The 26759-nt window shown below is 68.0% G+C and carries 28 protein-coding genes and 1 pseudogene; 16 read left to right on the forward strand and 13 right to left on the reverse strand.

Features of this window, described 5'->3' with window-relative positions; genetic code table 11:
* Window positions 1-8: 8 nt before the first annotated feature.
* Window positions 9-737: a response regulator transcription factor gene (locus SALPAC3_RS26420; protein ID WP_157632332.1), complete on the forward strand. Its 729-nt coding sequence runs from the start codon at window positions 9-11 to the stop codon at window positions 735-737.
* 130 nt (window positions 738-867) lie between these two features.
* On the opposite strand, the gene SALPAC3_RS28400 is transcribed toward SALPAC3_RS26420, so the two are convergent.
* A complete protein-coding gene (locus tag SALPAC3_RS28400) occupies window positions 868-1575 on the reverse strand; it encodes a helix-turn-helix transcriptional regulator (RefSeq protein ID WP_080635193.1) in 708 nt (235 codons plus the stop codon).
* 381 nt (window positions 1576-1956) lie between these two features.
* On the opposite strand from SALPAC3_RS28400, the gene SALPAC3_RS0116775 reads away from it, so the two are divergent.
* Entirely contained in the window at window positions 1957-2289 is a 333-nt protein-coding gene (locus tag SALPAC3_RS0116775) for a transposase (RefSeq protein ID WP_018222366.1), read from the forward strand.
* A 6-nt stretch (window positions 2290-2295) separates the two neighbouring features.
* Here the strand turns inward: SALPAC3_RS0116775 and SALPAC3_RS25920 are convergent, their stop codons facing one another.
* The gene (locus SALPAC3_RS25920) at window positions 2296-3255 is read right to left on the reverse strand and encodes an ISL3 family transposase (RefSeq protein WP_332308174.1); all 960 of its coding nucleotides are present in this window, start codon (window positions 3253-3255) and stop codon (window positions 2296-2298) included.
* Window positions 3256-3576: 321 nt separating this feature from the next.
* Between SALPAC3_RS25920 and SALPAC3_RS0116785 the strand changes: the two genes are divergently transcribed.
* From SALPAC3_RS0116785 to SALPAC3_RS25950, 14 genes are all read left to right on the forward strand, one after another.
* Window positions 3577-4386, forward strand: a complete 810-nt coding sequence (locus SALPAC3_RS0116785; protein WP_026185654.1) for a 2-amino-3,7-dideoxy-D-threo-hept-6-ulosonate synthase — start codon at window positions 3577-3579, stop codon at window positions 4384-4386.
* Window positions 4383-5474: a 3-dehydroquinate synthase II family protein gene (locus tag SALPAC3_RS0116790; RefSeq protein WP_018222370.1), complete on the forward strand. Its 1092-nt coding sequence runs from the start codon at window positions 4383-4385 to the stop codon at window positions 5472-5474. Before SALPAC3_RS0116785 ends, SALPAC3_RS0116790 begins: the two co-directional genes overlap by 4 nt.
* Before the next feature lie 129 nt (window positions 5475-5603).
* Window positions 5604-6980: a class I adenylate-forming enzyme family protein gene (locus SALPAC3_RS0116795; RefSeq protein WP_018222371.1), complete on the forward strand. Its 1377-nt coding sequence runs from the start codon at window positions 5604-5606 to the stop codon at window positions 6978-6980.
* Window positions 6980-8194: a hypothetical protein gene (locus SALPAC3_RS25925; protein ID WP_018222372.1), complete on the forward strand. Its 1215-nt coding sequence runs from the start codon at window positions 6980-6982 to the stop codon at window positions 8192-8194. Before SALPAC3_RS0116795 ends, SALPAC3_RS25925 begins: the two co-directional genes overlap by 1 nt.
* A 1-nt stretch (window position 8195) precedes the next feature.
* The gene (locus SALPAC3_RS25930; RefSeq protein WP_018222373.1) at window positions 8196-8468 is read left to right on the forward strand and encodes a phosphopantetheine-binding protein; all 273 of its coding nucleotides are present in this window, start codon (window positions 8196-8198) and stop codon (window positions 8466-8468) included.
* A complete protein-coding gene (locus tag SALPAC3_RS0116810) occupies window positions 8465-8719 on the forward strand; it encodes a hypothetical protein (protein ID WP_018222374.1) in 255 nt (84 codons plus the stop codon). The genes SALPAC3_RS25930 and SALPAC3_RS0116810 overlap by 4 nt, the downstream gene beginning before the upstream one ends.
* Window positions 8716-9888 carry a beta-ketoacyl-[acyl-carrier-protein] synthase family protein gene (locus tag SALPAC3_RS0116815; RefSeq protein ID WP_018222375.1) on the forward strand — a complete coding sequence of 391 codons (1173 nt, stop codon included), beginning with the start codon at window positions 8716-8718 and terminating at the stop codon, window positions 9886-9888. Before SALPAC3_RS0116810 ends, SALPAC3_RS0116815 begins: the two co-directional genes overlap by 4 nt.
* Window positions 9878-10567 (forward strand): beta-ketoacyl synthase chain length factor, encoded by a 690-nt coding sequence (locus SALPAC3_RS26425; RefSeq protein ID WP_018222376.1) that lies wholly within the window; start codon window positions 9878-9880, stop codon window positions 10565-10567. The genes SALPAC3_RS0116815 and SALPAC3_RS26425 overlap by 11 nt, the downstream gene beginning before the upstream one ends.
* Window positions 10567-12396, forward strand: coding sequence for an asparagine synthase (glutamine-hydrolyzing) (gene asnB / locus SALPAC3_RS0116825; RefSeq protein WP_018222377.1), 1830 nt, complete (start codon window positions 10567-10569; stop codon window positions 12394-12396). Before SALPAC3_RS26425 ends, asnB begins: the two co-directional genes overlap by 1 nt.
* Window positions 12393-12860 carry a hotdog fold thioesterase gene (locus SALPAC3_RS0116830; RefSeq protein ID WP_026185655.1) on the forward strand — a complete coding sequence of 156 codons (468 nt, stop codon included), beginning with the start codon at window positions 12393-12395 and terminating at the stop codon, window positions 12858-12860. The genes asnB and SALPAC3_RS0116830 overlap by 4 nt, the downstream gene beginning before the upstream one ends.
* Entirely contained in the window at window positions 12847-14058 is a 1212-nt protein-coding gene (locus SALPAC3_RS0116835; protein ID WP_018222379.1) for an FAD-dependent oxidoreductase, read from the forward strand. The genes SALPAC3_RS0116830 and SALPAC3_RS0116835 overlap by 14 nt, the downstream gene beginning before the upstream one ends.
* A complete protein-coding gene (locus tag SALPAC3_RS26430) occupies window positions 14058-14939 on the forward strand; it encodes an arylamine N-acetyltransferase family protein (protein ID WP_018222380.1) in 882 nt (293 codons plus the stop codon). The genes SALPAC3_RS0116835 and SALPAC3_RS26430 overlap by 1 nt, the downstream gene beginning before the upstream one ends.
* Window positions 14936-17308 (forward strand): LLM class flavin-dependent oxidoreductase, encoded by a 2373-nt coding sequence (locus SALPAC3_RS28825; RefSeq protein WP_018222381.1) that lies wholly within the window; start codon window positions 14936-14938, stop codon window positions 17306-17308. The genes SALPAC3_RS26430 and SALPAC3_RS28825 overlap by 4 nt, the downstream gene beginning before the upstream one ends.
* Before the next feature lie 8 nt (window positions 17309-17316).
* On the forward strand, window positions 17317-18579 hold the full coding sequence (locus tag SALPAC3_RS25950; RefSeq protein ID WP_018222382.1) for an acyltransferase family protein: 1263 nt from the start codon (window positions 17317-17319) through the stop codon (window positions 18577-18579).
* 496 nt (window positions 18580-19075) lie between these two features.
* Here SALPAC3_RS25950 and SALPAC3_RS25955 read toward each other — a convergent pair whose 3' ends face one another.
* The 11 genes and pseudogenes from SALPAC3_RS25955 to SALPAC3_RS0116905 form a co-directional block, all read right to left on the reverse strand.
* Entirely contained in the window at window positions 19076-19231 is a 156-nt protein-coding gene (locus SALPAC3_RS25955; RefSeq protein ID WP_018222383.1) for a transposase, read from the reverse strand.
* A complete protein-coding gene (locus SALPAC3_RS28035; protein WP_018222384.1) occupies window positions 19228-19365 on the reverse strand; it encodes a hypothetical protein in 138 nt (45 codons plus the stop codon). The genes SALPAC3_RS25955 and SALPAC3_RS28035 overlap by 4 nt, the downstream gene beginning before the upstream one ends.
* Before the next feature lie 334 nt (window positions 19366-19699).
* Window positions 19700-19900, reverse strand: coding sequence for a hypothetical protein (locus SALPAC3_RS28405; RefSeq protein ID WP_232430521.1), 201 nt, complete (start codon window positions 19898-19900; stop codon window positions 19700-19702).
* A gap of 34 nt (window positions 19901-19934) precedes the next feature.
* Window positions 19935-20912: an IS110 family transposase gene (locus tag SALPAC3_RS25960; RefSeq protein ID WP_033774870.1), complete on the reverse strand. Its 978-nt coding sequence runs from the start codon at window positions 20910-20912 to the stop codon at window positions 19935-19937.
* Window positions 20913-21241: 329 nt separating this feature from the next.
* Window positions 21242-21601 (reverse strand): annotated as a pseudogene (locus SALPAC3_RS27335) (reverse transcriptase domain-containing protein); the annotation flags it as partial.
* 178 nt (window positions 21602-21779) lie between these two features.
* Window positions 21780-22979, reverse strand: a complete 1200-nt coding sequence (locus tag SALPAC3_RS25965) for an MFS transporter (RefSeq protein ID WP_018222388.1) — start codon at window positions 22977-22979, stop codon at window positions 21780-21782.
* Window position 22980: 1 nt separating this feature from the next.
* Window positions 22981-23391 carry a MerR family transcriptional regulator gene (locus tag SALPAC3_RS0116885; RefSeq protein ID WP_198290351.1) on the reverse strand — a complete coding sequence of 137 codons (411 nt, stop codon included), beginning with the start codon at window positions 23389-23391 and terminating at the stop codon, window positions 22981-22983.
* Between the two features lie 29 nt (window positions 23392-23420).
* On the reverse strand, window positions 23421-24203 hold the full coding sequence (locus SALPAC3_RS25970) for an enoyl-CoA hydratase/isomerase family protein (protein ID WP_018222390.1): 783 nt from the start codon (window positions 24201-24203) through the stop codon (window positions 23421-23423).
* On the reverse strand, window positions 24200-25039 hold the full coding sequence (locus SALPAC3_RS0116895; protein ID WP_018222391.1) for a 3-hydroxyacyl-CoA dehydrogenase family protein: 840 nt from the start codon (window positions 25037-25039) through the stop codon (window positions 24200-24202). The genes SALPAC3_RS25970 and SALPAC3_RS0116895 overlap by 4 nt, the downstream gene beginning before the upstream one ends.
* A gap of 26 nt (window positions 25040-25065) precedes the next feature.
* Complete coding sequence (locus tag SALPAC3_RS0116900; protein ID WP_018222392.1) at window positions 25066-26118, reverse strand: 3-oxoacyl-ACP synthase III family protein; 1053 nt, start codon at window positions 26116-26118, stop codon at window positions 25066-25068.
* A 46-nt stretch (window positions 26119-26164) separates the two neighbouring features.
* Window positions 26165-26698 carry a flavin reductase family protein gene (locus SALPAC3_RS0116905; RefSeq protein ID WP_018222393.1) on the reverse strand — a complete coding sequence of 178 codons (534 nt, stop codon included), beginning with the start codon at window positions 26696-26698 and terminating at the stop codon, window positions 26165-26167.
* Window positions 26699-26759 lie beyond the last annotated feature (61 nt).

A 26759-nucleotide genomic window follows, 5' to 3' on the forward strand; every position in this document is an offset into this window, starting at 1 on the left:
TGACCGGCTTGCGCGCCACCGTGCGCTGCCGGCCGACCGAAAGGCAGCAAGCCATGTCACCAACTGGCCAAACCGTGGACACCCCGCAAGTCGAGATCATCCTGGTGCTGAAAAACGAGTTCAAGAGGTTCGGTCTGGAACGGATGTGCGCGGTCGCGGGGCTGGGGCAGCCCGTGTCCATCCAGTTGCCCGGTGCCCGGTTGCCCCGGTCTGCCGAGGTTCCCCAGGTAGTGATTATGGACATGCTCGACCTCGATGACCCGGAGATTACGGCGACGGTCGCCGACCACCGCCGGGAGGGCGGTCAGGTGCTGCTGATCGTCGGTGGGCAGGAACACGACATCACACGCGCGATCGAGCTCGACTGTGACGGCTATCTCGACGAGAGCAGCTTGGACGCGGGGACGCTCGCGGACGCCGTCGGTCAGCTGCAGCACGGCCAGGTTCCGATGCCGGCGCACATGGTCCAGATGCTCTTTTCCTGCATCAGTGACCACGCGGATGGCAGTGAGTCGGCACCGCCAGCGCTGACCGGGCGTGAGTCCGAGGTCATCGCACTGCTCGTCGCCGGATACAGCAACAAGCAGATCGCACGGCGGATTGGGGCATCAGGCCACGCAACGAAGCGCGCGGTCGCCAGCATCATGGCGAAGCTGAACTGTCCCAACAGGACGATGGTGGCGGCCCGAGCGCTCCGTGACGGGCTCTGCCCTTCGCGCGTCGCCGTCCATCCCTGAGGCCGAGGCGCGGTCCGCCGCGCGACGCCGCCTCACGTGGCCTCGCCCGGCGGTACGCCCGCGTCCCGCTCCCATCGTGGCCGCTGCAGCCCAGCAGCCGCCGACCGCGCTGGCCGGGCACCGTCCCGGCTCAGAGGAGTCGGTGCCCAGAAAGCCCTTCAGTCAGAGCCCGTGCCACGGCCGAGGTCCGGTTGGGGCAGTTCAGCTTGGCCAAGACGTTCGCCACGATTCGCTTGACGCCATGCTGGGAGATGGAAAGCTTCGTGGCTATTTCCTTGTTGCTGAGACCCTCGACGAGCAGAGCGAGTACCTCGTGCTCCCGAGGGGTCAGGCGGATCATATCGCTGGCGGGCGAGTAATTCGTTTTGCGGTGGTCTCTCGCGTGGTTGAGGAGATAGCGGGCCAAAGCCTGAGGTAGCGGAACCCGGTTGCGGCGAAGTTGCGTGATCGCATCGCCGAGCACCTTCGCGTCGAGATCCTGTGAATAAAGGTAGCCGGCGTCGGAAATAGTCGATGCCAAGGCCACCTGGGATCTTTCCATATCGTTGATCAGTAGTAGCAGCTTGACATCACATGGACGGGAATTGAGGAGTCGGCAGTCGCTTTCGCTGAGTTCGTCGAGAGCGGCGACCAGCAGCTCAGCCTTAGTTGCGGCGACCACCTCGAGGGCTTCCTGAACTGTGCTTCGGTCGCACACTTCGCCGACCTCAGGAATCGATAGGAGTAGCCCCTCGAGGCCGAGTCGGGCGAGGTGGTAGCGTATTCCAAGCACGACTTGGAGAGAACCGTCCTGAGGCTCTATGGAAATACTGGACATCGGACCCCCGTCAGTCTTCATTCCGTCTCCAGTTGTAGGGCGGCACAGCTGTAGCCGGCCACTCACGGTGGGCAACCCTAACCAGCGCCGGCCGATTTGAGCAAGTGTGTTACGGAAGGTTCACGTCCAGCGGGCCTCGTCATTTACCCTTAAATAGGGACATTTCGCTTCCTGGGAAGACTGAATGGCGGTTCGCCATGTCGGATGGGGTATGGCTGCTTTTCGCCGAGAATAGAGAGCGCTGCAATTTGTGCTCTGGTACGGCAGCCGCCGTTTGAGATTTTGCTGGTGAACCGGGGTGGACGCGGGGCGGCCACCGCGTGATCGTGTGCGGGAGTGTGGGTCTAACGGTGTTTCCGGCCTGGCCTGCCAGGCGTTGTGCCTGGTGAGGAGGGTGCCGTGATGACCGCGACACTGAATGATCAGACCGGACGTAAGAAGCGGCCCGAGTCGATGACGGAGGCGAAAGCCGCCGTCGAGTTGGTCCGAGCCGCTAAGGAACAAGGGCTGTCGTTGACGGGCCCGGACGGGCTGCTCAAGCAGCTGACCAAGACGGTCCTGGAGACCGCGTTGAACGAGGAGATGACCGAGCACCTCGGCTACGAAAAGCACGACCAAGCCGGTGTCGGGTCGGGCAACATCCGCAACGGCAGCCGGTCGAAGACGGTCGTGACCGCCGCGGTGTTCATCGACGCCATCGTGGTCAAGGTCCGGGCTCTGTCGCCGGTTGTGTGAAGGAGGTCAGTGCGCGAGGACGACGCGTTTGCGGAGCAGGTCGAGGCCGGCGCGGCCGAACATCTGCCGTTTGATCATCTTGAGGCGGTTGATGTTGCCTTCGACCGCGCCGGAGCTGTGTGGCAGGGTCAGGCGGTTGCGGACGGCGTCGAAATCGCGGCGCAGGTGACGGGCGAACCCAGCCAACGGCGTGAGGGTGTCGACTTCGACCGTGGTGATCCACATCTCGAGGCGGTCGCCGTGGCGGCCGGTCATCGCCAACTCGGCGACACTGACGGCGTTCAAGTATTTGCGGACCGTGGCCTGGTGCAGGCCGAGTTTGCGGCCGATCGCCGACTTGTTCAGTCCTTGGGCAGCCAGTTGGTGAACGGCGGTGTGGTGTTCACGAAGGCGGGTCACGATCTTCTTTTCGGGTAGCGGCTGTACCTCGGCGGGCATGGTGTCGTCCTCTGGCGGGGGTGCCGCAGAGACGAGCAGGGACCGATAGGCGTTGATGGTCTTCTCGACCGCTTGGCCCAGGTTCTGCCAGAGATGGAACCGGTCCGCGACCTGAACCGCCTGCGGGGCTGCGCAGCGGGCGCCTTCGCCATAGCCGCCGGCCCGGTCCCGGCAGTCACCTCGATCTCGGGGGTGCTGCCGCAGCCACTCGGCGAGGCTGTCACCGTCGCGTCCGTCGAACATGCCGACCGGGCGGTGGCTGTCCATGTCGATCAGCACAGTGCCGTAATGACGGCCCCGGCGGAACGCGAAGTCGTCGACGCCGAGGACGGTGATCGGCGTCTTCGGCGGTTCAGGCAACGCCTTGACCAGCCGCAACAAGGTGTCGCGACCGGCAGCGACCCGATCACCGACGCTAACCGGGAATCGCCTGGACCCGCGCGGACAGCACCACGACGCCGCCACGCGGCTCAACCGTGTCGATAGATAGAAGTGAGAGATACGGCAGTAGTTGCTCCACAAGCGCACACGCCGGACATGATCACCGAAACCACCGCATGGGCGCCGGCAGTGTCCACATCACAAGATCGGCGACAGAGCCATGTTGGTTGAAGGAATACCTCCGGATGACTGGACGCACCAGCTGTCGTGCCAATTAGCTGATCTTGAACACTCGACGAATTCGTCGGGCGCGGTGCCATGCTGCGTCCGATCGCCTGACCTAGCCGCCTGGTGCACCCAGTCAGCCGTCCGCTGCCACCTGACGAGCAGGCACATCGGGTCTTGGGCGCGGTTCCCACCACGCGAAGACTCTCCGGTGGCTGCGCAGAGCAGAGAAGGGAGCATGCCATGTCGAGCTGGCCGCACCGCGCCAAGGCGCTCAGGCTGGAGCGTCTGTCACGGCACGGAGACGGGCGACATCTGTTCGTACCTCTCGATCATTCGGTGTCGGTCGGGCCGGTTACGGCCGCCGACAGGTTCGACAACCTGGTGGCGGACATAGTGGCCGGTGGTGCCGACGCCGTGATTGTTCATAAAGGACGAGCTCGGTTCGTCCAACCCGCCCGCTTTAGCGAGGCCGCCCTGGTCATTCACCTCAGTGCCGGTACCGGGCATGCCCCGGACGTTCATAGCAAGATCCTCGTCGGCCGGGTGGAAGAGGCGGTACGGATGGGTGCCGATGGCGTCAGCGTCCACGTCAACATCGGTGCTGACACCGAGTCGAGCCAGCTGGCCGATCTCGGTGCCGTCGCGGCCGCCTGCGACCGCTGGGAGATGCCGCTACTGGCGATGGTGTACCCACGTGGACCGCGGGTTCGGGATCCCCAGGACCCCGAACTGCTGGCCCACGCGGTGAACATCGCCGCCGACCTCGGTGCCGACCTCGTTAAGACGACGATGGCCCGCAGTGCCGCCGAGATGGCCGACGTAGTGGCGACCAGTCCGGTGCCAGTCCTCGTCGCTGGCGGCGGCGGTGGCGGTGACCTCAACGAGTTCGTCACGAGCGCCCTCCAAGCCGGATGCCGGGGAGTGGCGGTCGGCAGGCGGTTCTTCCAGCATACCGATCCGGCCGCCGCCGTCCGATGCGTAGCCCGACTGCTGCATTCCGAGGTAGCCCCAAAGATCACCCGCGCTCCCGCATTGGCAGGTTCATCATGAAGTTCGCCTGGATCGATCTTCGTACTGTTCCGCACGAACAGCGCGAGGCCATCATCGACGCCGCCATACACGCCCGGATCGATGGGGTGTTCGACGACACGCCCGATGTGCTGACCACCCTGCCTCCCACCATCCGCCGGGTGCTGCTGAGCACGGACGGCACTGAGCCGGACCCTGGGCAGGCGGACCTCGTCGTGCGCGCCGTGAACGACGCCGCCGGCATCGACCGGATCCGCGGTACCGGCGGTGCCGCCTTAGTCGAGGTGGTCGACGAGCCCACCCTGCGACTCGCCTGCACCTCGGGGACGGTCCTGCCCTGCACGATCGTCAAGTTCCGCGATCCCACGAAGATCCCCCTGGAGATCGTCATTGCCGCGGCGGACCACAGCGACGGCGAACTCGTGTGCGAGGTCTCCTCGATTGAGGAGGCCGCAATTGTACTCGATGTACTCGAAAAGGGATCTGAGGGCCTGCTGATGGCACCACAGGGCCCGTCGGACGTCTTCCGACTGGCTGAACTCCTGCATGGAAAGACCCCCGAGCTGGAGCTCACCACCCTGATCGTGGATTCGATCGAACACAACGGCCTGGGTGACCGGGTGTGTGTCGACACCTGCACCCACTTCCGGCAGGACGAGGGGATACTCGTCGGCTCGTACGCGCACGGGTTCGTTCTGTGCGTTAGCGAGACCCACCCGCTGCCCTACATGCCGACCCGGCCGTTTCGGGTCAACGCCGGTGCCCTGCACTCCTACGTGCTGGGTCCTGACAACCGCACCAACTACCTATCCGAGCTAACCGCCGGCAGCACAGTGCTGGCGGTCTCAGCGACCGGCCAGACCCGACCCGTCACGGTCGGCCGCGTCAAGCTCGAGTCCCGTCCCCTGCTGACGATTAAGGCCACCTCGGGGGACGGCGTGCACGTCAGTCTGACCGTGCAGGACGACTGGCACGTACGGGTACTCGGCCCCGGCACGTCCGTGCTTAACGTGACCGAGCTGCGGCCCGGCAGCAAGCTGCTCGGCTACGTCAGCACCGACCAACGGCATGTGGGCTGGCCCGTTGGTGAGTTCTGCATCGAAAAGTGAGACCTGGCACCCGCGTGGCACGACCGCTGCGGGTGCCGCTGGCCCCGGCAGCAGCGGCGACCCCGTCACTGCCGGGGCCAGCCACCAACCTCCGATTCCCATCCGACCTAGCGGAAGCGGGAGCGTGACGTGAACGCCCGAGACCTTGTCACCGAACTGCTGGCCAGCGCACCGCGGCACGGCTCGTGGGCGCTGGCCGCCGGCGAGGTGAGTTGGACGACGCTGCGGACTGAGGTGGCCGACCTTGAACGTCGGCTCGGCATGCACGGGATCCGCGAGGGGTCCACCGTCATGGTGCGGATGCGGCCCAGCTGCACCCTGCTCTGGACCGTGCTGGCGCTGTGGCGACTCGGCGCGCAGGTCATGCTCGCCGATCCTCGGCTGAGTACCGCCGAGGGTGAACGCATCATCGACCTGTGCCGGCCGCAGTACCACATCCGGAGCGGTGGTTTCGGCACCATTGTCAGCCAGTTCACCGCCGAGTGCGAGATCGTCGTCAAGCATCTCGCCGGCTCGCCAGCCACCGGAGAACAATGTCTGGTGCAGTTCAGCTCGGGCTCCACCGGTTCCCCCAAGGTCGTCGCTCGGACCGCGGACTCGCTGCACGCTGAACTCGACCGGTTCGCCCGGATGCCTCTGATGCCTGGACCGAGTGACCGGGTTTTGCTGCTTAACTCGCTGACCCACTCCTTCGGATTGATCGGCGGCGTGCTGCACGCGTTGTCGGCTGGGGCGACCCTGGTTTTCGCCGGTCGACCCACCGCTGCGAATCTCGTTGATGTCGCCGCGCAGACCGAGGCTACGGTGGTCTTCGGAGTCCCGGTGCACTTCGATCTACTCAACCGGGCACCGACCCGACTGACTCGGCTGAGGCTAGCGGTTTCCGGCGGAGAGGCGCTGCGGCAAGGCACCGCGGAGGGCTTCCGAGCGGGGTTCAGGGTGCCGCTGGGAACCGCCTACGGCATGACCGAGGTCGGTATCATCGCGGTCGACCTCGACGGCCGCCACGGCCCGCCCGTGGTGGGCTCGCCCGCGTACGGCATCCGCGCCGAGGTCCGCGACGCCGAGTTGCATGTCCATGTCGGCGCGACGCCCTACCTAGTCGCGGACCAGCCCGGCCGGGTCGTTGACGGCTGGCTGCGCACCTTTGACCTTGCCACCGTCGACCTCCGCACAGGGGTGATCAGTCTCGGCGGCCGGGCCGACAGCGTGGTCACCGTCGGTGGGCTCAAGGTCGACCTTGCCGAGGTCGAGTCGGCACTGCTCGGGCACGACCAGGTCACCGAGGCGGTGGTGGTCTTCGGCGACGTTATCGAGGCTCACGTGAGCGCGGCGGGCGGGGTCGAGCCGGCCGACCTGATCGGCTGGTGCCGACAGTCGCTGAGCACCTTCAAGGCACCACGTCGACTGTACGTGCATGAGGCGCTGCCTCGCACGGTCAACGGCAAGCTCGTCCGCACCGCCAACCTGCTGCGGGCCGCGATCGCGAAGGAGGCGGGGCCGTGATGCTCGTAGAACCGCTGTTGCGCCAGGGCTTGTGCCTGACCGCCCATCCCGACGGCTGTGCCGAACGGGTCCGCCGGGACGTCGACCGGGCGACCGCACACCCGGCATCAACAGCACCCTCCGTCGTGCTAGTGGTGGGCTGCTCGTCCGGGCTGGGTCTCGCGGCGCGGACCTGGGCGGCCTTCGCGGGCGGTGCGGCAACCGTCGGCGTGCACCTCGACCGTCCGGCCACCGAGCGGCGCACCGGTACCGCGGGCTGGTATAGCTCGGCCGCCCTCCGCGCGGAGCTTGCCGCGACCGGACTGTGGACACGCGACGTGGCCGGCGACGCGTACGCCGACGACACCAAACGGCGCACCGTACACGCCCTGCGCGCCGCGCCCGGGTCGGTGGACCTGGTCGTGTACTCGCTGGCCGCGCCGCGCCGCACGGATCCGATGTCCGGGCGGACCCGCCACTCCACCATTGCCGCGGTAGGGGAGCCGTACACCGAGCTCTCCTACGACGTCGCGGACGGCAGTGTCCGTCCGGCTACCCTCCCCCGCGCGACCCCGGAGCAGATAGCCGAAACGGTGTCGGTGATGGGCGGTGACGACTGGGCGCGTTGGATCGACACCCTCGACGCCGGCGACGTGCTCGCCCCCAACGCACGCACGGTCGCTTTTACCTACGTCGGCCCGACCTTCCTTAACCGCAGCTACCGCCTCGGCACCCTCGGGATCGCCAAACGTCACCTGGAACGGACAGCGGCCGGCCTGCACGCCCGGCTCGCTCGCCGGGGTGGAGCCGCGCACGCCGTGGCCGCGGGCGCGCTGATCACACCAGCCAGCGCGGTCATGCCCATCCAGTCGCTCTACACCGCGCTGCTGACCGGAGCGTTCGCCGAGCACGGCCCAGTCCGCGACCCGCTCGACCAAGCGCGTGACCTGTTCGATGCCCTGGCCGGTCAGCCGCCCCTCGACAACGCCGGGCGGATACGGCTCGACAGCGCCGACCTCGACCCCGCGGTGCAGGCGACGGTGCGTACGCGGTGGAACCACGTCAACTCGGACAACGTGGCGGGGCTGGGCGGTGCCGAGTACCGAGCCCGCCTGCTCGCCATCCACGGCTTCGGTGTCACCGGCATCGACTACGACCGGCCGGTTGACCCCCGGCGGTTTGCCGCCGACCCCGCTCTGATCAACGGGACATCCCCATCAACGGAGGAGAACTGACGTGCGTGTCGAGATCGTGGCCTACGTCGTGCAGGTTATCGAAGATGTGCTGAGCGCACCTATCGGCCCCGGCGACGTCAACCGGATTCCGCTGGGTCGCGACGGCCTGGACCTGGAATCGCTATCGCTGCTAGAGCTGTCGGTCCACGTGGAACGGCACTACGACGTCACGTTCGACGAGGACGAACTGGACGCGCTGGGCGGCATGACGGTCCGTGGGCTGGTCGACCTGATCGAGGCCAAGGTAGGGGCCGCAGCGGGAGTCAAGCGGTGACGATCAGCCGCGACGAACTGCGCGCGTTGCTCGTTGAGTGCGAGATCGTCCCATTCAGTACGGACGAACTCGGTGACAAAACACCGATCATCATCGATTCGTTCGCGCTGGTGTGGCTCATCCAGATGTTGCAGGAGCGCCACGACATCGTGCTGGACCCCAGCGACGATGAGGTGGCTACCTTCGACAGCCTATGGGCGGTGCACGCCTACCTGACGGCCGCCCAATCCGTCCAGGACGGTGCCCGATGACCGAGAGCGTGGTTGTCACCGGCTACGGGGTCTTCAACGTGTTTGGCTTCGGGGCCGACGCACTGCGCCACGGGGTCTTCGGCGGACGCAGCGGGTTCGGCCCGCTGACAAGGTTCGACACGACGGGATTCAGGGGCCGGATCGCAGCCGCGCACCCGCCAGACCTGCAGGCCTGTGAGCTGCGGCAGTACCCGGTGCTGCGCCGCTGTGCTGAGGCGGCCCTGGAGATGGCCGGCCTGCGGACGGCCCCCGGGGCGCCGGTCCTGATCGGCACGCAGGGCGACCACACCGTGCTGTCCAACTGGTGGCGCTCCAAGACGTCCGGCGCGGTGCCCGGGCGGGCCCTGCCGGGCCTCGCCGCTGAACTGCCCTACCGCCTCGGCGAGGAACTGGGCCTCGGGAAGCCGCGCCTGGCCTTCCAGAACGCCTGCGTGGCCTCGTCCGACGCGGTGCTGCACGGTTGCCGACTCATCGAGCAGGGGCACGCCGACGTTGTCGTCTGCGGCGGGGTCTACCTCGTGGAACAGGAGTTCTTCGCCAAATTCGACTCCGGACGGGCCTGCGCCAGGGACGGGCGGGTCCGCCCCTTCGACCGGTCGCGCTCGGGCCTGCTGCTCGGCGATGGGGCGGGTGTGGCGGTGCTCGAATCGGCTCGACACGCCCGCGCCCGTGGTGCCGAACCGCTGGTGGCGGTAGCCGGCTGGGCACTGGCTGGGGACGCCTACCACGTGGTGCGTCCGCACCCCGAGGGTGCCGGTCTCGCGGCGGCGATCAGGGGCGCACTGGCCCGGGCGCGGCTCGAGCCAGCGGCGATCGAGTATGTCAACGCCCACGGTACCGGCACACCCGCGAACGACCCGGCCGAGACGGCCGCCCTGCGTCGGGCCCTCGGCGGGCACGCCGACGCTGTGCCGGTCAGCTCGACCAAGGGCGCCACCGGCCACATGTTGGAGGCAACCGGCATCGTTGAGCTGATCATCACGACGCTGGCCCTGCGGGACGGGCAGCTGCCGCCGACGGTCGGTCTGACCAGTCCGGACCCCCGTTGCGACCTCGACTACGTGCCGGTAAGGGCACGTCCGGCGCGACTGCGACGGGCGCTGACCACAAACGCGGGGTTCGGCGGCCTCAACTCTGCGATCGTGCTGGAGGCCTACGATGGAGACTAGGACCACAACGGCGACCCGGCTTGGCCAGGGAATTCTCTCCGGGGCCTGCCTCGCGCCGTGGGGGGAGTCCGCGAGCGGTCTGCCCGGTGCCGCCGCGACCGAGCTGCCGCCGCTGGCCGGATTCGTCGTCAGTCGCTTCAGTCCGTTGGTGGCTGAGGTCGCACGGCGCTGTTTGGCCGGCCACGACGTGGCCGGCCCGCGGACGGCCGTCCTGCTCGGTTCGATCGCCGCCGACGCGACCACTGCTGACACCGCCGCACGCGACCTAGCGTGCGGCGACGTCCACAACCCCCTGCTGTTCTTCCAGTCGGTCCCCAGCTCCGTACTGGGCGCGCTGGCCAAGGAGTACAACATCACTGGTCCGATGACCTGCCTGTCGGCGCGGGAGGACCTACCCCGGCACCTGTTGGAGACCGCGGCCGTGCTGCTGGCCGACGGGCAGGTCGAGCGCGTGCTGGTGATCGCCGTCGAGCTGACGCCACAGGCACGTGCGCGGCAGGTCTTCGCCGAACTGGCTGGAGACGGCTCCACGGTCCGCGCGCCACGAGGCGACTTCGCGGTCGCCCTGCTGCTCACCAGAGGGGTGCGGCAGCCTACGGCCGATGGAGGCCCGGCCGAACTGGGATACCTGGCGTCGCTGGCGGCGCTTTGTCCGACCACTGCCGAGGAGGCAATCTGATGTGCGGCATCGCCGGCTGGGTGTCATTCACGCGTGACCTGACCGTCGAGCGCGACGCCATCGAGGCGATGACCGCCACGATGCAGTTGCGGGGACCGGACGCGGGCGGTGTCTGGACCGACCGCCGGGTCGGGCTAGGTCATCGACGGCTTGCCGTCATCGACGTCGAGGGCGGCGTGCAACCGATGCGCGCTGAGACCGCTGCGGGACCAGTCGTGCTGACCTTCAGCGGCGAGGTCTACAACTACCGCGAACTCCGCGCCGAATTACGGGCACGGGGCCAGGAGTTCGACACCTCCAGCGACACCGAGGTGGTCCTCCGCGCATACCTGGAGTGGGGCGATGACTCCGTCAAGCGGCTCAACGGCATGTTCGCGTTCGCGCTGTGGGACGGTCGCAGCGAGCGGTTACTCCTTGTCCGCGACCGTCTGGGGGTCAAGCCACTGCTGTACGCGGCCACCCCCGACGGGGTGCTGTTCGGCTCCGAGCACAAGGCGCTACTCGCCCATCCATCGGTGGACCACAGGGTGGACATCGACGGCCTGCGCCAGCTGTTCATGTACACCCGACCGCCGGAAACAGCCGTCTGGAGGGGAATGCGGCAGGTGCGGCCCGGGACGATGTTGGTGGTGGACGCTGCCGGACTGCGTACCCGCACCTACTGGCGTCTCGACGGCAGCCAGTGCGTTGACGACCTCCAAGGCACCGTCGCCCGGGTGGAGGAGTTGCTTTCCTCGGCGGTCACCCGCCAGCTTGTATCCGACGTGCCGTTGTGCGTGCTACTTTCCGGCGGACTGGACTCCAGCGTGGTCACTGCGCTGGCCGCTCGGGCGTCCGACGCTTCGCTGCGCAGTATCGCGGTCGACTTCGTCGGCGACGCGAGTCACTTCGTCCCAGACGAGTTGCGTGGTACCCGGGACGCAGACTTTGTCCACGGGGTGGCCCGACACGTCGGCACCCGGCACCAGGACGTGGTCCTGGATAGTCGGCGTTTGTCCGATCCCGACCTGCGCCGTGCGGTAGTGGCCGCCCGGGACCTCCCGATGGGCCTAGGCGATCTCGACTCCTCGCTCTATCTGCTGTCACAGGCGATCCGCGAACACTCCACCGTGGCGCTTTCCGGCGAGTCCGCCGACGAGGTGTTCGGCGGCTACACCTGGTTCCATGATCCGGCGGTTCGCCAGGTCGAAATGTTTCCGTGGTACACGGCAATGCAACCGGATCCCGAGGTGTCGGTCGCGCTCCTGCGGCCCGAACTCGCCAAACGGATGCAGCTCACCGAGTACGTCCGGCAGTGCTACCGGGACGCCGTCGCGCAGGTCCCCGAGCCGATGACGACCGACCCGCTGGAGCGCCGCATGCTGCGCGACACCTATCTCAACCTGACGCACTGGCTGCCGTACCTGCTCGAACGCAAGGACCGGATGAGCATGGCCAACGGTCTGGAGGTGCGGGTGCCGTTCTGCGACCACGGACTGGTCGAGTACGTCTTCGCCACCTCATGGGCCCAGCGCACCTTCGATGGCAGGGAGAAGAGCCTACTCCGCGCGGCCGGCAGCCCTCTGCTGCCGGACAACGTCGTGCGACGCCGCAAGAGCCAGTACCCGACCACCCAGGACCCGGCCTACCTGGTCGCCCTGCAACAGCAGGCGAAGAACATCGTCGCGGAGCCGGACCATCCGGTGTTCGAGATGGTGGACCCCGGGTGGGCGACGAGGGTGGCGCAGGCCTCTGGTGAAGCGCTCGGTATGGCGGATCGCCGTGGACTGGAACGGTTGCTCGACCTCGCGATCTGGATGACGGACGCACGGCCGGCGGTGCGGTGGTGAGTGCTCGGAGGAACGGTGCGCCCCGCCGACCGGACGTCGCGGACCTGCCGCCCGCACTCGCCGCCGAGCAGTTGGCGCTGAAGCTGGGCATTGAGATAACCCGATGGGAGCCGGAGCTGATCGTCGCGACGTTGCCGGTCGCGGGCAACCGGCAACCGACGGGCCTGCTACACGGTGGGGCGAACGCGGTCCTCGCCGAGACGCTCGGCTCGCTGGCGGCGGCGGCGCACGCCGGGCCCGGTGCCGCGGTCGTCGGCTTGGAGCTGTCCTGCACCCATCACCGGGCAGTGACTGCCGGGCTGGTCACCGCCACCTGTATTCCAGTGCACCTCGGGCAGACGGTCACCACCCACGAGATCGAGATCACCGACGAGGCCAGCCGGCGGACCGCCTCCGCGCGATTGACCTGCCTGATCAGGCGAAACGAGGCACAGCGAAGGGATTCGAACGATGTTGGAAGATGACCGTCCCGACGTCTGCGTCGTCGGTGCCGGGCCCGCCGGGCTGCTCCTGGCGTTGGCGCTAGCCCGCCGCGGCCAACACGTGGTTGTGCTGGAAAAGAGGGCGACTCTGGAGCCCGCCAGCACCCGTACCTCGGGACCGGGACCCGGCGGCGCGCCGAACCTGCAGCCGGTCACCCTCGGCCTGCTCGACGCGGCCGGCGTACTCGACGCGGTGCGGCCGGTGTCGACGCAGATCGATGGAGCCGAAATTCAGGTCGACGGCGAACTGCTCGCCGCCCGCGATTACCACCAGGTGCCCGGCGTGGCGGTGCCCTACGCGATGTCGGTACCGGTCACCGCCCTCACCGGTGCCCTGGAGCGTCGCGTCCGCGACGAGTCGCTTATCCGCATCGAGACGGGTACGAGCGTCCGCCTCAGGGAGCGGCTGGGCGAGGGTTTCGTCGTGCAGGCAACCCAGGGAGACCGGCAGTTCCTCGTTGCACCCCGCGTCGTGGTCGCTTGTGACGGCAAACACTCTACGGCGCGCGAGATGGCGGGCATTACCGCCGAAACCTTCGCCTTCGAGAACGGCTATCTGGAGGTGCCGCTGCCCATGCCGGCGGGCTGGGGCAACCGGATGCGCGCCCACATCACGGAACGCGGATATCTGCTCGCCACCCCGGTCGCGGGGCCGGAACTCCTGCTGGTGTGGATCGCTGAACCGCAACGGATCAACGAGTCCGTTTCGGCCGGTCCAGGAGCCCTGGCCGAGGCGCTCGCCGCACAGGCCCCGCAGCTTTCGGGCATCCTGGCCGCCGCCTCCGGCGACCTCGCCAGCCGGACCGTGCCACACCACATCGTGCGACCGCGGCAGTGGGCGCGGCACAACCTGGTGCTGGTCGGCGATAGCGCCCACGGCCTGCACGCCATGGGTGGACAGGGGCTCAACACCGCCCTGCAGGACGCGCTGTGCACGGCCGCCGCGCTCGACGAGAGATTGCGTACCGGTGACGAGTCCGCCCTACGCGAGTTCCACGCCGTGCGGCGGCCCTTCATCGAGCAGTTTCAGGAGCAGCAACGGCACCGGGTCGCCGGAGGGCACCAAGGCGTACCCGTATTCGACCTGGACATGCTGGCACTCGGCCAGCCCGAACTGCGTGACGCCCTGGATGCGGCGGCAGCCGTGCTGGGCCAGGCGGCGACCCGGCAGTGGACGTGATGGCGAGCTCGACCGAAGCAACCTGGCCGCTGGACGCCTACCTTGACCGCATCGGCTACCGAGGGCCCCGCGAGCCGACGCTGTCGGCACTACAGGATATTTGCCGGGCCCACGCCGAATCGGTGCCCTTCGAGACGCTGGACGCGCCCGAGGGCGTGGTGCCGTCGCTGGACCAGGAGAGCGTCTTCACCAAGGTTGTGCCCCGCCGGGGCGGCGGTGCTTGCTTAGAGGTGAACGCCCTGCTCGCGGCGGCGCTGCGGCGGATCGGCTTCGCCGTGGACACGGTGCTCGGCGAGGCGTGGCGGGTCCTCGAACGCCGCTACACCGGACTTCTCGACCACATGGTCCTGCTTGTCCGCTTGGACGGTACGACCTGGGTCGTGGACGTGGGCTTCGCTACATTGACCCCCGTCCTGCCGGTACCCCTCGATAGCCAGCCGTGGCGCGAGCGGGGCTGGTGGTTCCGGATGCGGCCAACGGACGACCTAATCGTGGCCGAACGGGCGGGCACCGACGGTGTCTGGCGGCCGCTGTACCGGTTCCGCGACGATCCCCAACCTGCCGAGGCGTTCGAGGACATCCGGGACCACTACCTGCGTCGAAGTACCCGAATGTCGCGCACCCTCATGTGCGCCCGCTGGAGTGCGGGCCGTCGACTCACCCTGATCAACGACCGGTTGGTCACCGCCGACCGGGGGGTCGAGTCGGTGATGCCCGTTGGTGACGAGGCGCAGGCCGCCGCCGTGCTCGCCGAGATCTTCCGGGACCACGAGCATCTCGTCGTCCGGGCTCTGCGGGTGTGGCGACGGTTGTTCCCCGACCAGATGGACCCCATCGGACCCACACCGGCCGTGTCGAGTAATGAGGAGAGGAATCAATGACCACCAGGGACCTGCGTTTCGGCGCCTTCCTGTCCCCCCTGCACCCGCCGGGAAGCGACCCCACCTGGCTGATCGCCAACGACCTAGCGCTCGTCGAGCACGTCGACCGGCTCGGGTTCGACGAGTTTTGGATCGGGGAGCACCACTCGGGCGGCTGGGGCATCGTCAGCTCGCCCGAGGTATTCCTCGCCGCGGCGGCCGAGCGGACCCGGCACCTGCGGCTTGGTACCGGCGTGGTCAGCCTGCCGTACCATAACCCATTCATGGTCGCGTCCCGCATCGTCCAGCTCGACCACATGACGCGCGGCCGGGTCATGCTCGGGGTGGGCGCGGGCTCCCTGCCCTCGGACGCCCACATGATCGGGGTGGAGCCCGGCCAGCAGCGGCCACGGACCGCCGAGGCGCTGGACGCCGTCCTGCACCTGCTGCGGAGCGACGAACCACTGACCATGAGCACCGACTGGTTCGACCTGCGCGACGCCCGCCTGCAGCTCCGGCCGTACCAACACGATCTCGAGGTGGCCATCTCCAGTGCCGCCTCACCCTTCAGCATGCGGCTCGCCGGCCGCCATGGTCTCAGCCCGCTCTCCTTCAGCGCCGGGCTGCCCGGCGTCGGGGTGGCGAACCTGCCCCGGCAGTGGGCACACGCGGAGGAGACCGCCACCGGGGCCGGCCGTGTCGTGTCCCGCGACGACTGGCGACTGGTCGTGTCGGTGCACGTGGCACCTACTACCGAGCAGGCGTACGCCGAGGTGCGTTCCGGTCACCGCCACTGGTTACAGGGCTACTTCGGTGACCTGATCGGCCTGCCCGTCACCCCTGAAGGCGTGGAGCCGGGCGAGGAACTCGAGGCGATGGTCGAGTCGGGCGGTGCCATTGTGGGCAGCCCTCGCGACTGCATCGAAGCCATCGAGCGTCTCCAGGAGGTGACGGGCGGATTCGGCACGCTGCTGGTCACGGTGCAGGACTGGGCTGGGCCGCAGCAGGTGCGCAACAGCTTCGAGCTGCTCGCCTCCGAGGTCGTGCCCCACTTCCGGGGCTCGCTGCGCCGGATCGAGGACAGCCGACGGTGGGTGACGCAGCAGCGTGGCGTATTGGTGCCGAAGGCCGTCACCGCGCTGCAGGCGGTGCTGGCACCCGAGCCGCCGACTCCGGAGACCCGGCCGGAGGCGGCTCCTGCGCCTTCCGGGGCCCCCGCCTACCCGTTCGGCCCGCCAGACAAGTTGGAGCCCGACCCGCACTGGGCGCGCCTGCGCGAGCACGAGCCGGTGTCGCGGGTGACGCTCCCGTTCGGTGGAGAGGCGTGGCTGGCGACGAGGTATAAGGACGTCCGTACGGTCTTCGCCGACCGGCGGTTCTCGCGAGCCGCGGCGGTGGCCGAAGGCGCACCCCGATTCTTTTCCCAGCAGCCCCCGCCGGACGCGATCCTCAGCATGGACCCGCCGGACCACACCCGGCTACGTCGGCTGGTCGGCAAAGCGTTCGGTCCCAAGCGGATGGAGCAGCTGCGTCCCCGCGTGCAGCAGATCACCGACGAACTGCTGGCGGAGATGGAACGGCGGCACCCGGTGGTGGACCTGGTCGAGGATTTCTCCATCCCGCTGTCGGTGACGGTGATTTGTGAACTCCTGGGCGTGCCCACCGAGGACCGGGACCGCTTCCGGGTGTGGTCCAACGCGGTGCTGTCGACCACGGCCTTCACACCGGAGCAGGCTGCGCGGTATCAGGCGGAGCTACACACGTACCTCGGCGAGCTGGTGGCGCGGCACCGGGCCAAGCCGGGCGACAACCTGCTCGGCCAGTTGGCCAGCAACCAGGACGAGGACGTCCTCAGCGAATCCGAGCTGCTGCGGCTGGGCGAGAGCATCCTCATTGCCGGGCACGAGACGACGGCCAGCCACATCCCGAACTTCGTCTACACACTGCTGCGGCATCCAGAGGCGCTGGAGAAGCTGCGCGGGGAGCCAGCGCTTATCCCCGACGCGGTACAGGAACTGCTGCGGTTCGTTCCTATCGGCGCGGTCGACGGGATGCCCCGGGTGGCCACGGAGGATCTGCAACTGCAGGGTGTGCTGATCCGCAAGGGTGACGCCGTGTTGCCCTCGATGGGTTCGGCCAACCACGACGAGCGGGCTTTCGCGGACCCGGACCGGCTGGACATAACCCGGGGTAGTAACCCCCACGTTGCTTTCGGTAACGGTCCGCACCACTGTCTCGGCGCACCGTTGGCCGTGGTCGAGCTCGAGATCGCACTCAGCTCGCTGCTGACCCGCTTCACCGGCTTGCGGCTGGCTGTGCCGGAGGATGAGCTGCGGTGGAAGAACGGCCTGATCGTGCGGGGTCTGGAAGCCATGCCGGTGACCTGGTGAGGGGAGACATGTCACAGCCACGAGCCGGCGGCGTCGTGCCCGTCAACGGCACCTCTTGTCGGCTGCCGTCACTGACCGGATTGCGCTGGTGGGCGGCGCTGTTGGTATTCGGCGAGCACTACCGGGCAATGCGTCTGGGCTCGGACCTCGGCGCGGGAACGACGGAACTCTCCTGGTCCGACCGGATTCTGACGACGCTTTTCGGTACGGGCTACATCGGCGTCAGCTGCTTCTTCATCCTGAGTGGCTTCGTCCTGGCCTGGTCCGCCCGGCCTGGTGACCGCGCCACCGCTTTCTGGCGGCGCCGCTTCGCCAAGATCTATCCGGTTTTCGCGATGACGACCTTCCTGGCGGTACTGCTCTTGACGGCCTCCGGCAACCCGCCGGCTCTGGACCTTCTTTTGGTGCAGTCCGTACTGCTGCAGGCGTGGGTGCCGGACCAGGCATACTCCTTCGGACTCAATCCGGTCACCTGGTCGCTGAGCGCCGAGGCGTTCTTCTACCTGTGTTTCCCCACGGTCCTGGCGATCCTCCTGGGGGCCCGGACCCGGATCCTACGGGCCGTGGTCATCGGTTGCGTTGTGTACACCGCGGTCGTGCCCTGGTTGGCCAGCCGGGCGTTCCAGTTGCGGGGACCGACGACCGAGGTGGTTGACACCGCGGAAGCCGGTGGCTCGTTCCTCTACTGGTTCACCTATGTCTTCCCAGTGACCCGGTTGGCAGAGTTCGTCGCCGGCGTGGCGGCCGCGGTATTGCTGCGGCGGGGCCGATGGATCGGCCCCGGGGTACCAGCGGCCCTGTGTATCGTCGCTGCCGGATTCGTGGTAAATCTCCACCTACCCGGGCACCTTCAGCGCGAGGCAGGAATGTTTATCCCGTTCCTGCTGCTGATCACCGCGCTCGCGACGGCGGACCTCACCTACGCCTGGTCGCCGATGCGGTCGCGGCGGTGGCAGTTCCTTGGGGAGGTTTCCTTCGCGCTCTACGCTATCCAACTTCTCGTTATCGTCGCGACCGGTACCTACCTGCGGGACTGGCTGTGGCATGCGGGTCTGACGGACTCCCCGACGTCCGGTGTGGCCTGGTGGCTCAATGCCGCTTTGTTCTTCGTTTACCTCGTCGTCTGCGTGTTGGCCGCCTGGTTGCTACACCGGAGCGTGGAGCTGCCGATGATGCGGGTGCTGGCACCGAGGCGGCGCGCGCCCGCGACCGCGATCGCCGCCCCCGACGCCCGGGAGGTGGTTCCGGTCCAGGCCGGTGGACGAGGATGACCGGGTGTGGTGGCGCGGTTGGATCCGTGGGTGCGGTGCGGACGGAGGTCTGGTGCCCGTGTGTACGCGGCTGGCAGGTCCGGTCAGGTCGTGGGTAGATTCGGTACGGACCACGGATTCGTCCGGTCGGCCTGATGATGACGTCCGACCAGGAACGCCACCACTCGTCCCTGGCACTCATCACCACTCCTCCCACATGCCGCCGGCCTTGGCTACCCAGTGTGCGGCAGTGCCGGGTGGAGCCGGCCGCGGAGCATCGGTGTGCCAACGACGTCGTGCCCCTACCCAGCAGTCCGTCGGTGGGGTTAGGCGGGCCGGGACAGCACCGGCGTGGGGAGGCGTGTGGCGGGGGCAGCATGTGAGGCAGGAGGTGGCGAGTGGGTCATGTCCGCGTTGGTGGTGTAGGAGACGGCCATTGCGAGATCCGGTTTGATGTTATGCGGCAATCGGTGGGCTGGTCCTGGTCGGCGTCGTGTTTGGTCAGTTTCGGTCGTGCTCATGCTTTGGCGAGCAGTTCCAAGCTCATGTAGCGGCGTCCTTGGGGCCACTCGTCGGTTTGCTCGGCCAGGACCGCGCCGGCGAGGCGGATGACCGCGGGCCGGTTGGGGAAGATCCCGACGGCGTCGGTGCGGCGGCGGATCTTTTTGTTCAACGGTCCATCAAGGCCGTGCGGTCGACCTCATCGAAGCAGGCGGTGATGTCGCCCTCCACCACCCATTTGTAGTTGTGCGGGTTGGGAGGTGAGGTGAAGGGTCTGCGCAACCACGCCATGCCCACCCGGTTCACGCGGAAGCCGTAGGAGCACGGCTGGATGGAGTCGGACCGGGGCGCAGCGCCACCTCTTCAGGCGGTCTGTTTCTCCGGGCCGCTCCCCAAACCGGCGTGCCGGTTGTCCCGGCACCGGGCTCTCCGCAGGTGTACGGATGGGCGTGCTACACCGTTGCAGTTGCCGTGTCACACGGCGTGGGGATCTTCGACCCGCGGTATCGGTACCGGATGACCGGCACCGAGTCGGGGCGGTAGAAGGTCACGCCTGTTTGGCTGGTCCGATCCTTGCCGAAGTAGCGTCTCCTGAGCCATGTCCAGTTCGTCTTGGGATGTTTCGCGCGGATCCACCGGATCACCCGCAACCGGGAAACCAGGTGAGGTAGTGCGGCGTCCGCTTCACCGCAGCGTGCCGGAAGTAGTAGGCCACACCCGACAGGATCGGATTGCTGGCCTCCAGGATCTCCAACAGGATTAGGTTGAGCCGGTTGAGGACCACCTTGCACAGGTTGATCACTCTACGATCGGTGACGCGTCGACGGATGCGTTCGATCACGGCGTTGAGCCGGATGTTGACGCTCCTATAGCTGTCAAGTAGCGATCGCGATCGTGCAGAGAGGGCGGAGCAGAGCCCAGATCTCGCGGGCGAGCAGGCGCTTCAGACAGCGGATGATTTCGGCTTTGGTCTTGCCGTCGGCGGTGCGGCGGGCGACGTAGGCGCGGGTGGGTTCGTGGTGCTGGATGCGAACGATGACGGCGCGGTAGAGCGCGGCGTTGGCCTGGCGGTGCCCGCCGCGGTTGAGCCTGTGCCGGTTGGTCATGCCGGAGGAGGCGGGAATCGCTGCGACTCCGCAGAGCCGGGCCCAGGCTGGTTCTGAGCGGACTCGGTCGATGTTGTCGCCGGCGACGATGAGCATCTCCGCAGCCGTGTCGGCGCCGACGCCGAACGCGGCGACCAGCTGCGGCACGAGCTGGCCGGTCAGCTCAGTGAGCAGCGCCTCGTGGGTCTTAATCTCGTCGTTGAGCTGCTGCCACCGGCGGGCGATCGAGCGCAGGGTGTGCTTCGTCGCGGCGAGAACGCTGGTGACCGGACCGGGACGCAGGCCGGCGCACCGTTCGGTCAGGGCTATCTTCGACAAGGGCTGCAGAGGTTCACGCAGCTCGGGGCTGGTGGTGACCAGCACCGCTTTGAGGGTGATCATCGCGGCGGTGCGTGCCTTGACCGCGACGTCTTTGGCGACCTTGATCTGGCGGATCATCTCTACGATGCCGTCGTTGGTTTTCGGGACGCTGGTGGAGTTGCCGGCCAGCACCGAGCGGGCGGCGTTCTCGGCGTCGAGGGTGTCACTCTTGCCGCGCAGCCGCCGATCCCGGCGGTCAGTGCGCAGGACCTCAATCACCCCGAGACCCCGCCGGCGGACGGCGGAGGTCAGTCCAGCTCCGTAGGAGCCGGTGCCCTCGATCGCGAAGATCAACCTCTTGGTGCCGAAGCCGGCGGCCCAGTCGAGCAGCTGCTCATAGCCGCCCCTGTCGGCGGGGAAAGAGCGGGCGTCGAGGCGACCACCGATGTCGTCCCGGGGCGACGGCGACGTGGACGTGCTTGTGGGTGTCGACGCCGATGACGACTCGACGTCGACGCGGGTCGGGGCTCATGCTTGACATCGCGGGCTCCAGCTCAGACCAGGGCGACAGGGGTTCGTGACGCTGGCCGGCCGGGTGGACGGGACTGTGACGGGACCTGCTGCGATCAGGCTCCTATGAGGTCACTGCCCGCCCGGCCAGCACCACTGGGTGCTGCACCGCCAGGCGGACGACAGATCAACAGCAAGGACACCCAAACCGCGGGGTCAGTCGTAAGCAAGAGTCAGGCCGCCTGACGGCGCCTCAAAGTCTCACAGTCGAAGCAGCCTTCGATGTCGCCCTCGACCACCCACGCGTAGCCGTTGTTGATGTAGTGCACTATCTCGGCTGCCGCGTCCTGCGCACGGCGTCCTGGTCGGTAGGCGTAGCTGGATCGGTACTGGTCCGGCTCGAAGATCGGTTCCAGCATGAGCTTGAGCGCCATCTGCACCACCCGGTCGGCAACGGTGGGGATCCCGAGCCGGCGGACCTTGCCGCCCTTCTTCGTAGCCGCTCGGGTCGACACCCCGAGCAGATAGGACGTGCCCACCACCGAGACGAGGGCTTGTTCGGCCCACCGGCGGTGCATCAGCAGCCAGTCCGGGAAGTATGAGCCCTGCCGCAGCTTCGGGATCGCCGCAACCTGCAGCGTGCGCAGGAACTGGGTCAGACGAGTCTGTTTGATTAGGTACAGACGGAGGCGGCGGGGAGCACACCGCAGGGCGTTGCTGGCCAGTGTGTGTCCCCGCCGCCTCCGGATGACCGGACCGCACCCCGCCATGCGGCTGCGGACGGATCCGTACCTGCGACGGAATCTAGGCGGGGCTCGTTGCCGTCTCCGTGGCGGGCTTCTCGTTGGACGAGGCCACGTGTCGGTCCGACGCCGTCATGAGGAGAATGACCACGAGCACGACTTCGGCGGCGGCGACCAGGGGCAGGAGGATCGGCCCCCACTGGGCGAGGAGTAGGCCGCCGAGTAGCCCGCCAGCGGAGGTACCGAGGTAGATGGCGCTGCTGTTGAGCGCCATAACCTCGTTGGCCGACGGGCCTGAGCGGCTGATCAGCCAGACCTGCAACGGCGGGTTGAGGGTGCCGATGGCCAGCGACCACACCACCGCGAGTAGCACCAGCAGGGCCAACGGGGTGTCACCCCAGCCGATCATAGCGCTGAGCGTGAGCATCGAGGCCGCCAGCAGCGTCGCACCGAGGGTGATCATCCGCGGGGGGCCGAGGCGGTCGGCACCGGCACCGCCAATCACGGTGGCCACCACCCCCGCCAGACCTGCAGCGAGGAACAGCACGGCGATTCCGTCCGTGGTGACACCACCGGCGGCGAACATGACAGGAGCGATGTACGTGAGCATCATCATGCCCCCCGCCGAAACGATCAGCATGCAGGCCAGCCCGCGGACGATCGACCCGTTGGCCAGCGGCGTGAGCCGCTCGCGCAGCGTGCCTCCGGCACTGACCGGCAGCGCCGGCAGCATGGTTACCATGCCGACGAGCACCAGCAGTCCGCTCGCGGCGACGAACCAGAACGCAGCCCGCCAGCCGTACTGGCCTCCGACCCAGGTGCCGAGCGGCACACCGAGGACCATGGCGAGCATGAGGCCACCGCCGATGAAGCCCAGCGCCTTGCCGCGCTTGTCCTCGGGTGGGATGGTGCCGGCTGCGCTGAAGCACAGCGGTGTGACGGCCGCCGCCGCGATCGCGCTCGTCACACGCGTACCCATGAGGATGGAGTAGGACTCGCTCATCGCCGCGACCACGTTGCTGAGCGCGAAGAGCGACATCGCACCGATCATCAGAACGCGACGCGACCAGCGGGCCGCCACCACCGCGGCCACCGGTGCGGTCACCGCGTAGACCACGGAGTAGACCGTTACCAACTGGCCGGCCAGCGCCTCGCTGACACTGAACTCGGCGGCTAGCTCCCGCAGGATGCCGGCGACAATGAAGTCGCCCGTACCGAAGGCGAACATGGCGAGGACCAAAGGTACCAACCACGGGCCCATGTCAGACTGCCTCCTCGTGTCCGGCGAACTGCCGGATGTCGGATTCCATGTGATGGCGGAGCTGGTATAGCTGCTCCTGGATGCGGTCCCGGAGGCTGGCCATCTGGCCGATGCGCTCGTCGAGAACGCGCACGCGTTCCTCGAGGATCCGCAGGGCCAGTGGCGAGATGGGCTTGCTCCGCATGTCGTGGTCGAGGCAGTCGGTGAAGTCCCGGATCTCCTCGACGCCGAACCCGACCGACAGCATCGTCTGGATGTTGCGAACTCGCTGCACGGCTGACTCCGGATAGCCGCGGTAGCCGTTGGGTTCGCGGAACGTGTGCAGCAGATCGTGCTGCTCGTAGTAGCGCAGGGACCGCGCACTGGCTCCGGTGCGGGACGCCAGTTCGCCGATGCGCATGAGTGTCTCCACGGCGGGACTGTACAACCTTGACACTAATGTCAAGGTCCAGTCGCCTGGGGTTGACGCCGCCGGGCCCCGAACGCCGCGACCTGGGCCGCTGCCGCCGGCCGTCCGGCGGCGCGGGCCAGCGTGCGGGCCTCGTCGTCCAGGTGCTCGGCCAACGACCGGGTGGCCGCCGCGCCGATCAACCGTCGGGTCTCACCGACCGCGAACGGCGGGTTGGCAGCCAGCGTACGGGCTACCTCGACCGCATGTCGGTCAAGGTCGGCGTCCGTGACGAGGGCGGTGCACAGCCCCCAGTCCAGCGCCAGCCGACCTGACACCACCTCGCCGAGCAGCAGTAGCCGTTCGGCCCGGCGAGGACCGATCAGCCGGGTGACGGCGTGGCTGGTTCCCGCGTCCGGCGTCAGCCCCAACGCCGTGTAGCCCGATCGGAAGGTCGACTCGGGCGTAGTCAGTAGCACGTCGCCGAAGCAGGCCAGACCCAGGCCCGCACCCGCCACGTTGCCCCGCGCGGCCACCACTAACGGCGCGTCGAGCTCGCGAAGCCGTAGCATCGCTGTGTGCAAGTCGGCGGTGACCGCCAAAAGATGCTCCGGCAATGCCCGCTGCACCTGGAAGCTCTTGAGGTCACCCCCAGCGCAGAAGTGCTCCCCCGCGCCGGTGAGCAGCAGCGCACTGCTCGACCGGGTGGCTGGGTCGAGGGCCACCCGGAGCATCTCCCGGGCCAGCCCCAGGTCGATCGTGTTGCGCCGCCACGGCCTGTGCAGCTCCAGATGCGTGACACCGTCGAACCTGCGGACTCGGATCGGGTCACTCATCGCGTGCCGTCCCCGTAGTCGTGAAAACCGGCACCGGACTTACGCCCGCGACGCCCGGCGGCGACCATAGCGCGTACGGCGTCGGGCACCATGAAGACCGCCTCGCCATGGTGGGTGTAGAGCCCGTCCGCGACGTCGACCATTGTGTCGACGCCGGCCAGGTCCGCGGTCTCCAGCGGCCCCATCCGATGGCCGAAGCCAAGGCGGCACGCCAGATCGATATCCCGTGCCGAAGCGATCCCGGAGTCTGCCAGGCGCGCAGCCTCCATCACGAGCACGGCCATCAGCCGGGTCGTGACGAAGCCGGGCGTGTCGCGTTCGATGACGATGCACGTCTTGCCGAGTCCGGCCACGAAGTCCCGCGCCCGTTCGACCGTGGATGCGCTGGTCTTCTCACCGCGTACCACCTCACATAGCGGGCGCGCCGGCACCGGCGAGAAGAAGTGGGTGCCCACCACCCGTTCCGAGCCCGCGGTCACGGCGGCGATCTGCGTGATCGGCAACTGCGAGGTATTGGACGCCAGCACCGCCGTCGGCGAGCACACCCGGCCGAGGGTCTCGAAGATCTCCTGCTTGAGGGCCAGGTCCTCTGGCGCGGACTCGACGACGATGGCCGCCGGGCCCGCGGCAGACAGATCGTTGTGCCAGCTGACCCGCGCCAGTACCCGCTCCGGGTCCTCCTTCAAAAAGCCCCGGTCCGCCGCGCGGCGCAGCGCGGCGTCGAGAGCCTGCCGGGCCCGCCCGGCCGAGCGGGCTGACCGCGTGCAGACAATCACCTCGTGTCTCGCCATAGCCGCGACCTGGGCGATCCCGGCACCCATCACGCCGGTACCCACGACCGCGACTATGCCTCGACGGCCGCTCACAACGTCCCCTGGAAGTCGTCCGGGCCACACCAGCGGATGATTGTGCCGCCGTAACTCATGCCAGCGCCGAATGCCGCCAGCACGACCCGGTCCCCGGGCCGCAGGCGTCCCTCGTCCAGCGCGTCGCGCATGGCCAGCGCCAGCCCGGCCCCGGAGGTGTTCCCATTGCGCTGCACGTTGGTCACGGTTTTACTCACCGGCTGACCCAGTCGGTCCAGGATGGCGTGGATGATGTGCAGGTTGGCCTGGTGTAACAGATAAAGGTCGATGTCGTCCGGCGTAGCGCCCTCCTTCTGCACCAACTCGGCGACGAACGCGGGCATGACTTCCATCGCGAAGTCGCGAACCTCCCGCCCGACCATCACCGCGAAGTTGTCACCGAAGTGGGACTTGACCGGCGTACCGTCCGCAGCCGTTCGTGGTTCCCGCGAGACGTAGGCGATGTGGTAGCGCTCGGGGTCCGTGCGCAGTATCGTGGCACCGATACCGGTGCCGGGCAGCGTACGTTCCAACAGGTAGCAGGCGGCACCGTCGCCGAAGATCACCCCTACAGTACGGTCGGTCGGGTCGAACGCCTTGCTGTTGACGTCGGCGAGCACGACGGCGACCCGCTGGTACTCGCCGGACGCGACGTACTTCGCGCCGACGTCCAAGGCGAACACGCCGCCGGGGCAGCCGCCGCTGTTGACGTCGAAACCGGTCGCCCCGGTCAAGCCGGCCTTGCGCATGATCGAGACGGAGTTCGCCGGGATCATGTTGTCCGGCGTGTATGTGCCACAGATCACCAGGTCCACCGTGGCTAGGTCGACGTCGGCCTGCTCGCAGGCGTCGAGCAGTGCCCGGGCACCGAGATCGCCGCTGCCCTCCTTCGGAGCACTGACCCGCCGGGTCTGCACCCCGATGTTTTCCCGAATCCACTGGTCAGTGGTGTCGAGACGTTCCTCGAGCTCGGCGTTGGTAACGACGCGGTCGGGTAGGGCGCGGCCCACGGCGCGGATGCCGGCACCGAACCTGGACGGGCCGTGGCGGGCGGCGGTGCTGCTGGTCATGGCAGGGTCCTCTCCGAAAGCGATCTGAGCAGTTGTCTGGGAGGGGTCATTGGTCCGTCCGTAGTGGAAGGCCGATTCGCACGTACCGCCCGCGGTGGAACACCAGTGGCCGGGCACTGTTTTCGCCGTCGTGAATGGCGACAACCCTTCCGAGGAACAGGACGTGGTCGCCTCCGTCCACGCGGTCGTGGACCCGGCACTCCAACGCCGTCAGCGCGTCCTCGACGAGGGTGACTCCGCTGACGGGACCCGTCGCCCCGAGCAGATGGGTCGCGGCGGTGCCCTCGGGACGATCGGACCGGGCGAAGGTGCGGCACAGTCCCGCCTGCCGGTCGGTGAGCATGCTGAGCCCGAACACACTCTCTGCCTCAATGCGGAACCGCATGCGCCCGGTGGCGCCGATGCTCACCAGCACCAGCAGCGGGTCCAGGGAGACGGCGGTGACGGCGTTGATGGTCAGGGCCGATGTCGAGTCCCCGCTGCCGGTCGTGACGATGGAGACACCGGTCGGGAACAGGCCCATGGCGCGCCGGAAACCCGCCGCGTCCGGTGCGGCAACCGCGATAGGTGTCTGGTCCACGCGGCAAATTCTTCCGTTGGCGGCAGGGCGCGGCGAAGCCCCTCTATTGAGCGGTTCGGAT

The sequence above is a fragment of the Salinispora pacifica DSM 45544 genome, assembly GCF_000378845.1.
Classification (GTDB): Bacteria; Actinomycetota; Actinomycetes; order Mycobacteriales; family Micromonosporaceae; genus Micromonospora; species Micromonospora pacifica.

Bases quoted from the DNA above. Each gene is read 5' to 3' on its own strand.
- SALPAC3_RS0116835 (WP_018222379.1), top strand. From the start codon at position 12,847: ATGTTGGAAGATGACCGTCCCGACGTCTGCGTCGTCGGTGCCGGGCCC.
- SALPAC3_RS25925 (WP_018222372.1), top strand. From the start codon at position 6,980: ATGCTCGTAGAACCGCTGTTGCGCCAGGGCTTGTGCCTGACCGCCCAT.
- SALPAC3_RS25950 (WP_018222382.1), top strand. From the start codon at position 17,317: ATGTCACAGCCACGAGCCGGCGGCGTCGTGCCCGTCAACGGCACCTCT.
- SALPAC3_RS26430 (WP_018222380.1), top strand. From the start codon at position 14,058: ATGGCGAGCTCGACCGAAGCAACCTGGCCGCTGGACGCCTACCTTGAC.
- SALPAC3_RS28825 (WP_018222381.1), top strand. From the start codon at position 14,936: ATGACCACCAGGGACCTGCGTTTCGGCGCCTTCCTGTCCCCCCTGCAC.
- SALPAC3_RS0116785 (WP_026185654.1), top strand. From the start codon at position 3,577: ATGTCGAGCTGGCCGCACCGCGCCAAGGCGCTCAGGCTGGAGCGTCTG.
- SALPAC3_RS25965 (WP_018222388.1), bottom strand. From the start codon at position 22,979: ATGGGCCCGTGGTTGGTACCTTTGGTCCTCGCCATGTTCGCCTTCGGT.
- SALPAC3_RS0116815 (WP_018222375.1), top strand. From the start codon at position 8,716: ATGACCGAGAGCGTGGTTGTCACCGGCTACGGGGTCTTCAACGTGTTT.
- SALPAC3_RS26425 (WP_018222376.1), top strand. From the start codon at position 9,878: ATGGAGACTAGGACCACAACGGCGACCCGGCTTGGCCAGGGAATTCTC.
- SALPAC3_RS0116775 (WP_018222366.1), top strand. From the start codon at position 1,957: ATGACCGCGACACTGAATGATCAGACCGGACGTAAGAAGCGGCCCGAG.
- SALPAC3_RS0116790 (WP_018222370.1), top strand. From the start codon at position 4,383: ATGAAGTTCGCCTGGATCGATCTTCGTACTGTTCCGCACGAACAGCGC.
- asnB (WP_018222377.1), top strand. From the start codon at position 10,567: ATGTGCGGCATCGCCGGCTGGGTGTCATTCACGCGTGACCTGACCGTC.
- SALPAC3_RS0116900 (WP_018222392.1), bottom strand. From the start codon at position 26,118: ATGACCAGCAGCACCGCCGCCCGCCACGGCCCGTCCAGGTTCGGTGCC.
- SALPAC3_RS25970 (WP_018222390.1), bottom strand. From the start codon at position 24,203: ATGAGTGACCCGATCCGAGTCCGCAGGTTCGACGGTGTCACGCATCTG.
- SALPAC3_RS28400 (WP_080635193.1), bottom strand. From the start codon at position 1,575: ATGAAGACTGACGGGGGTCCGATGTCCAGTATTTCCATAGAGCCTCAG.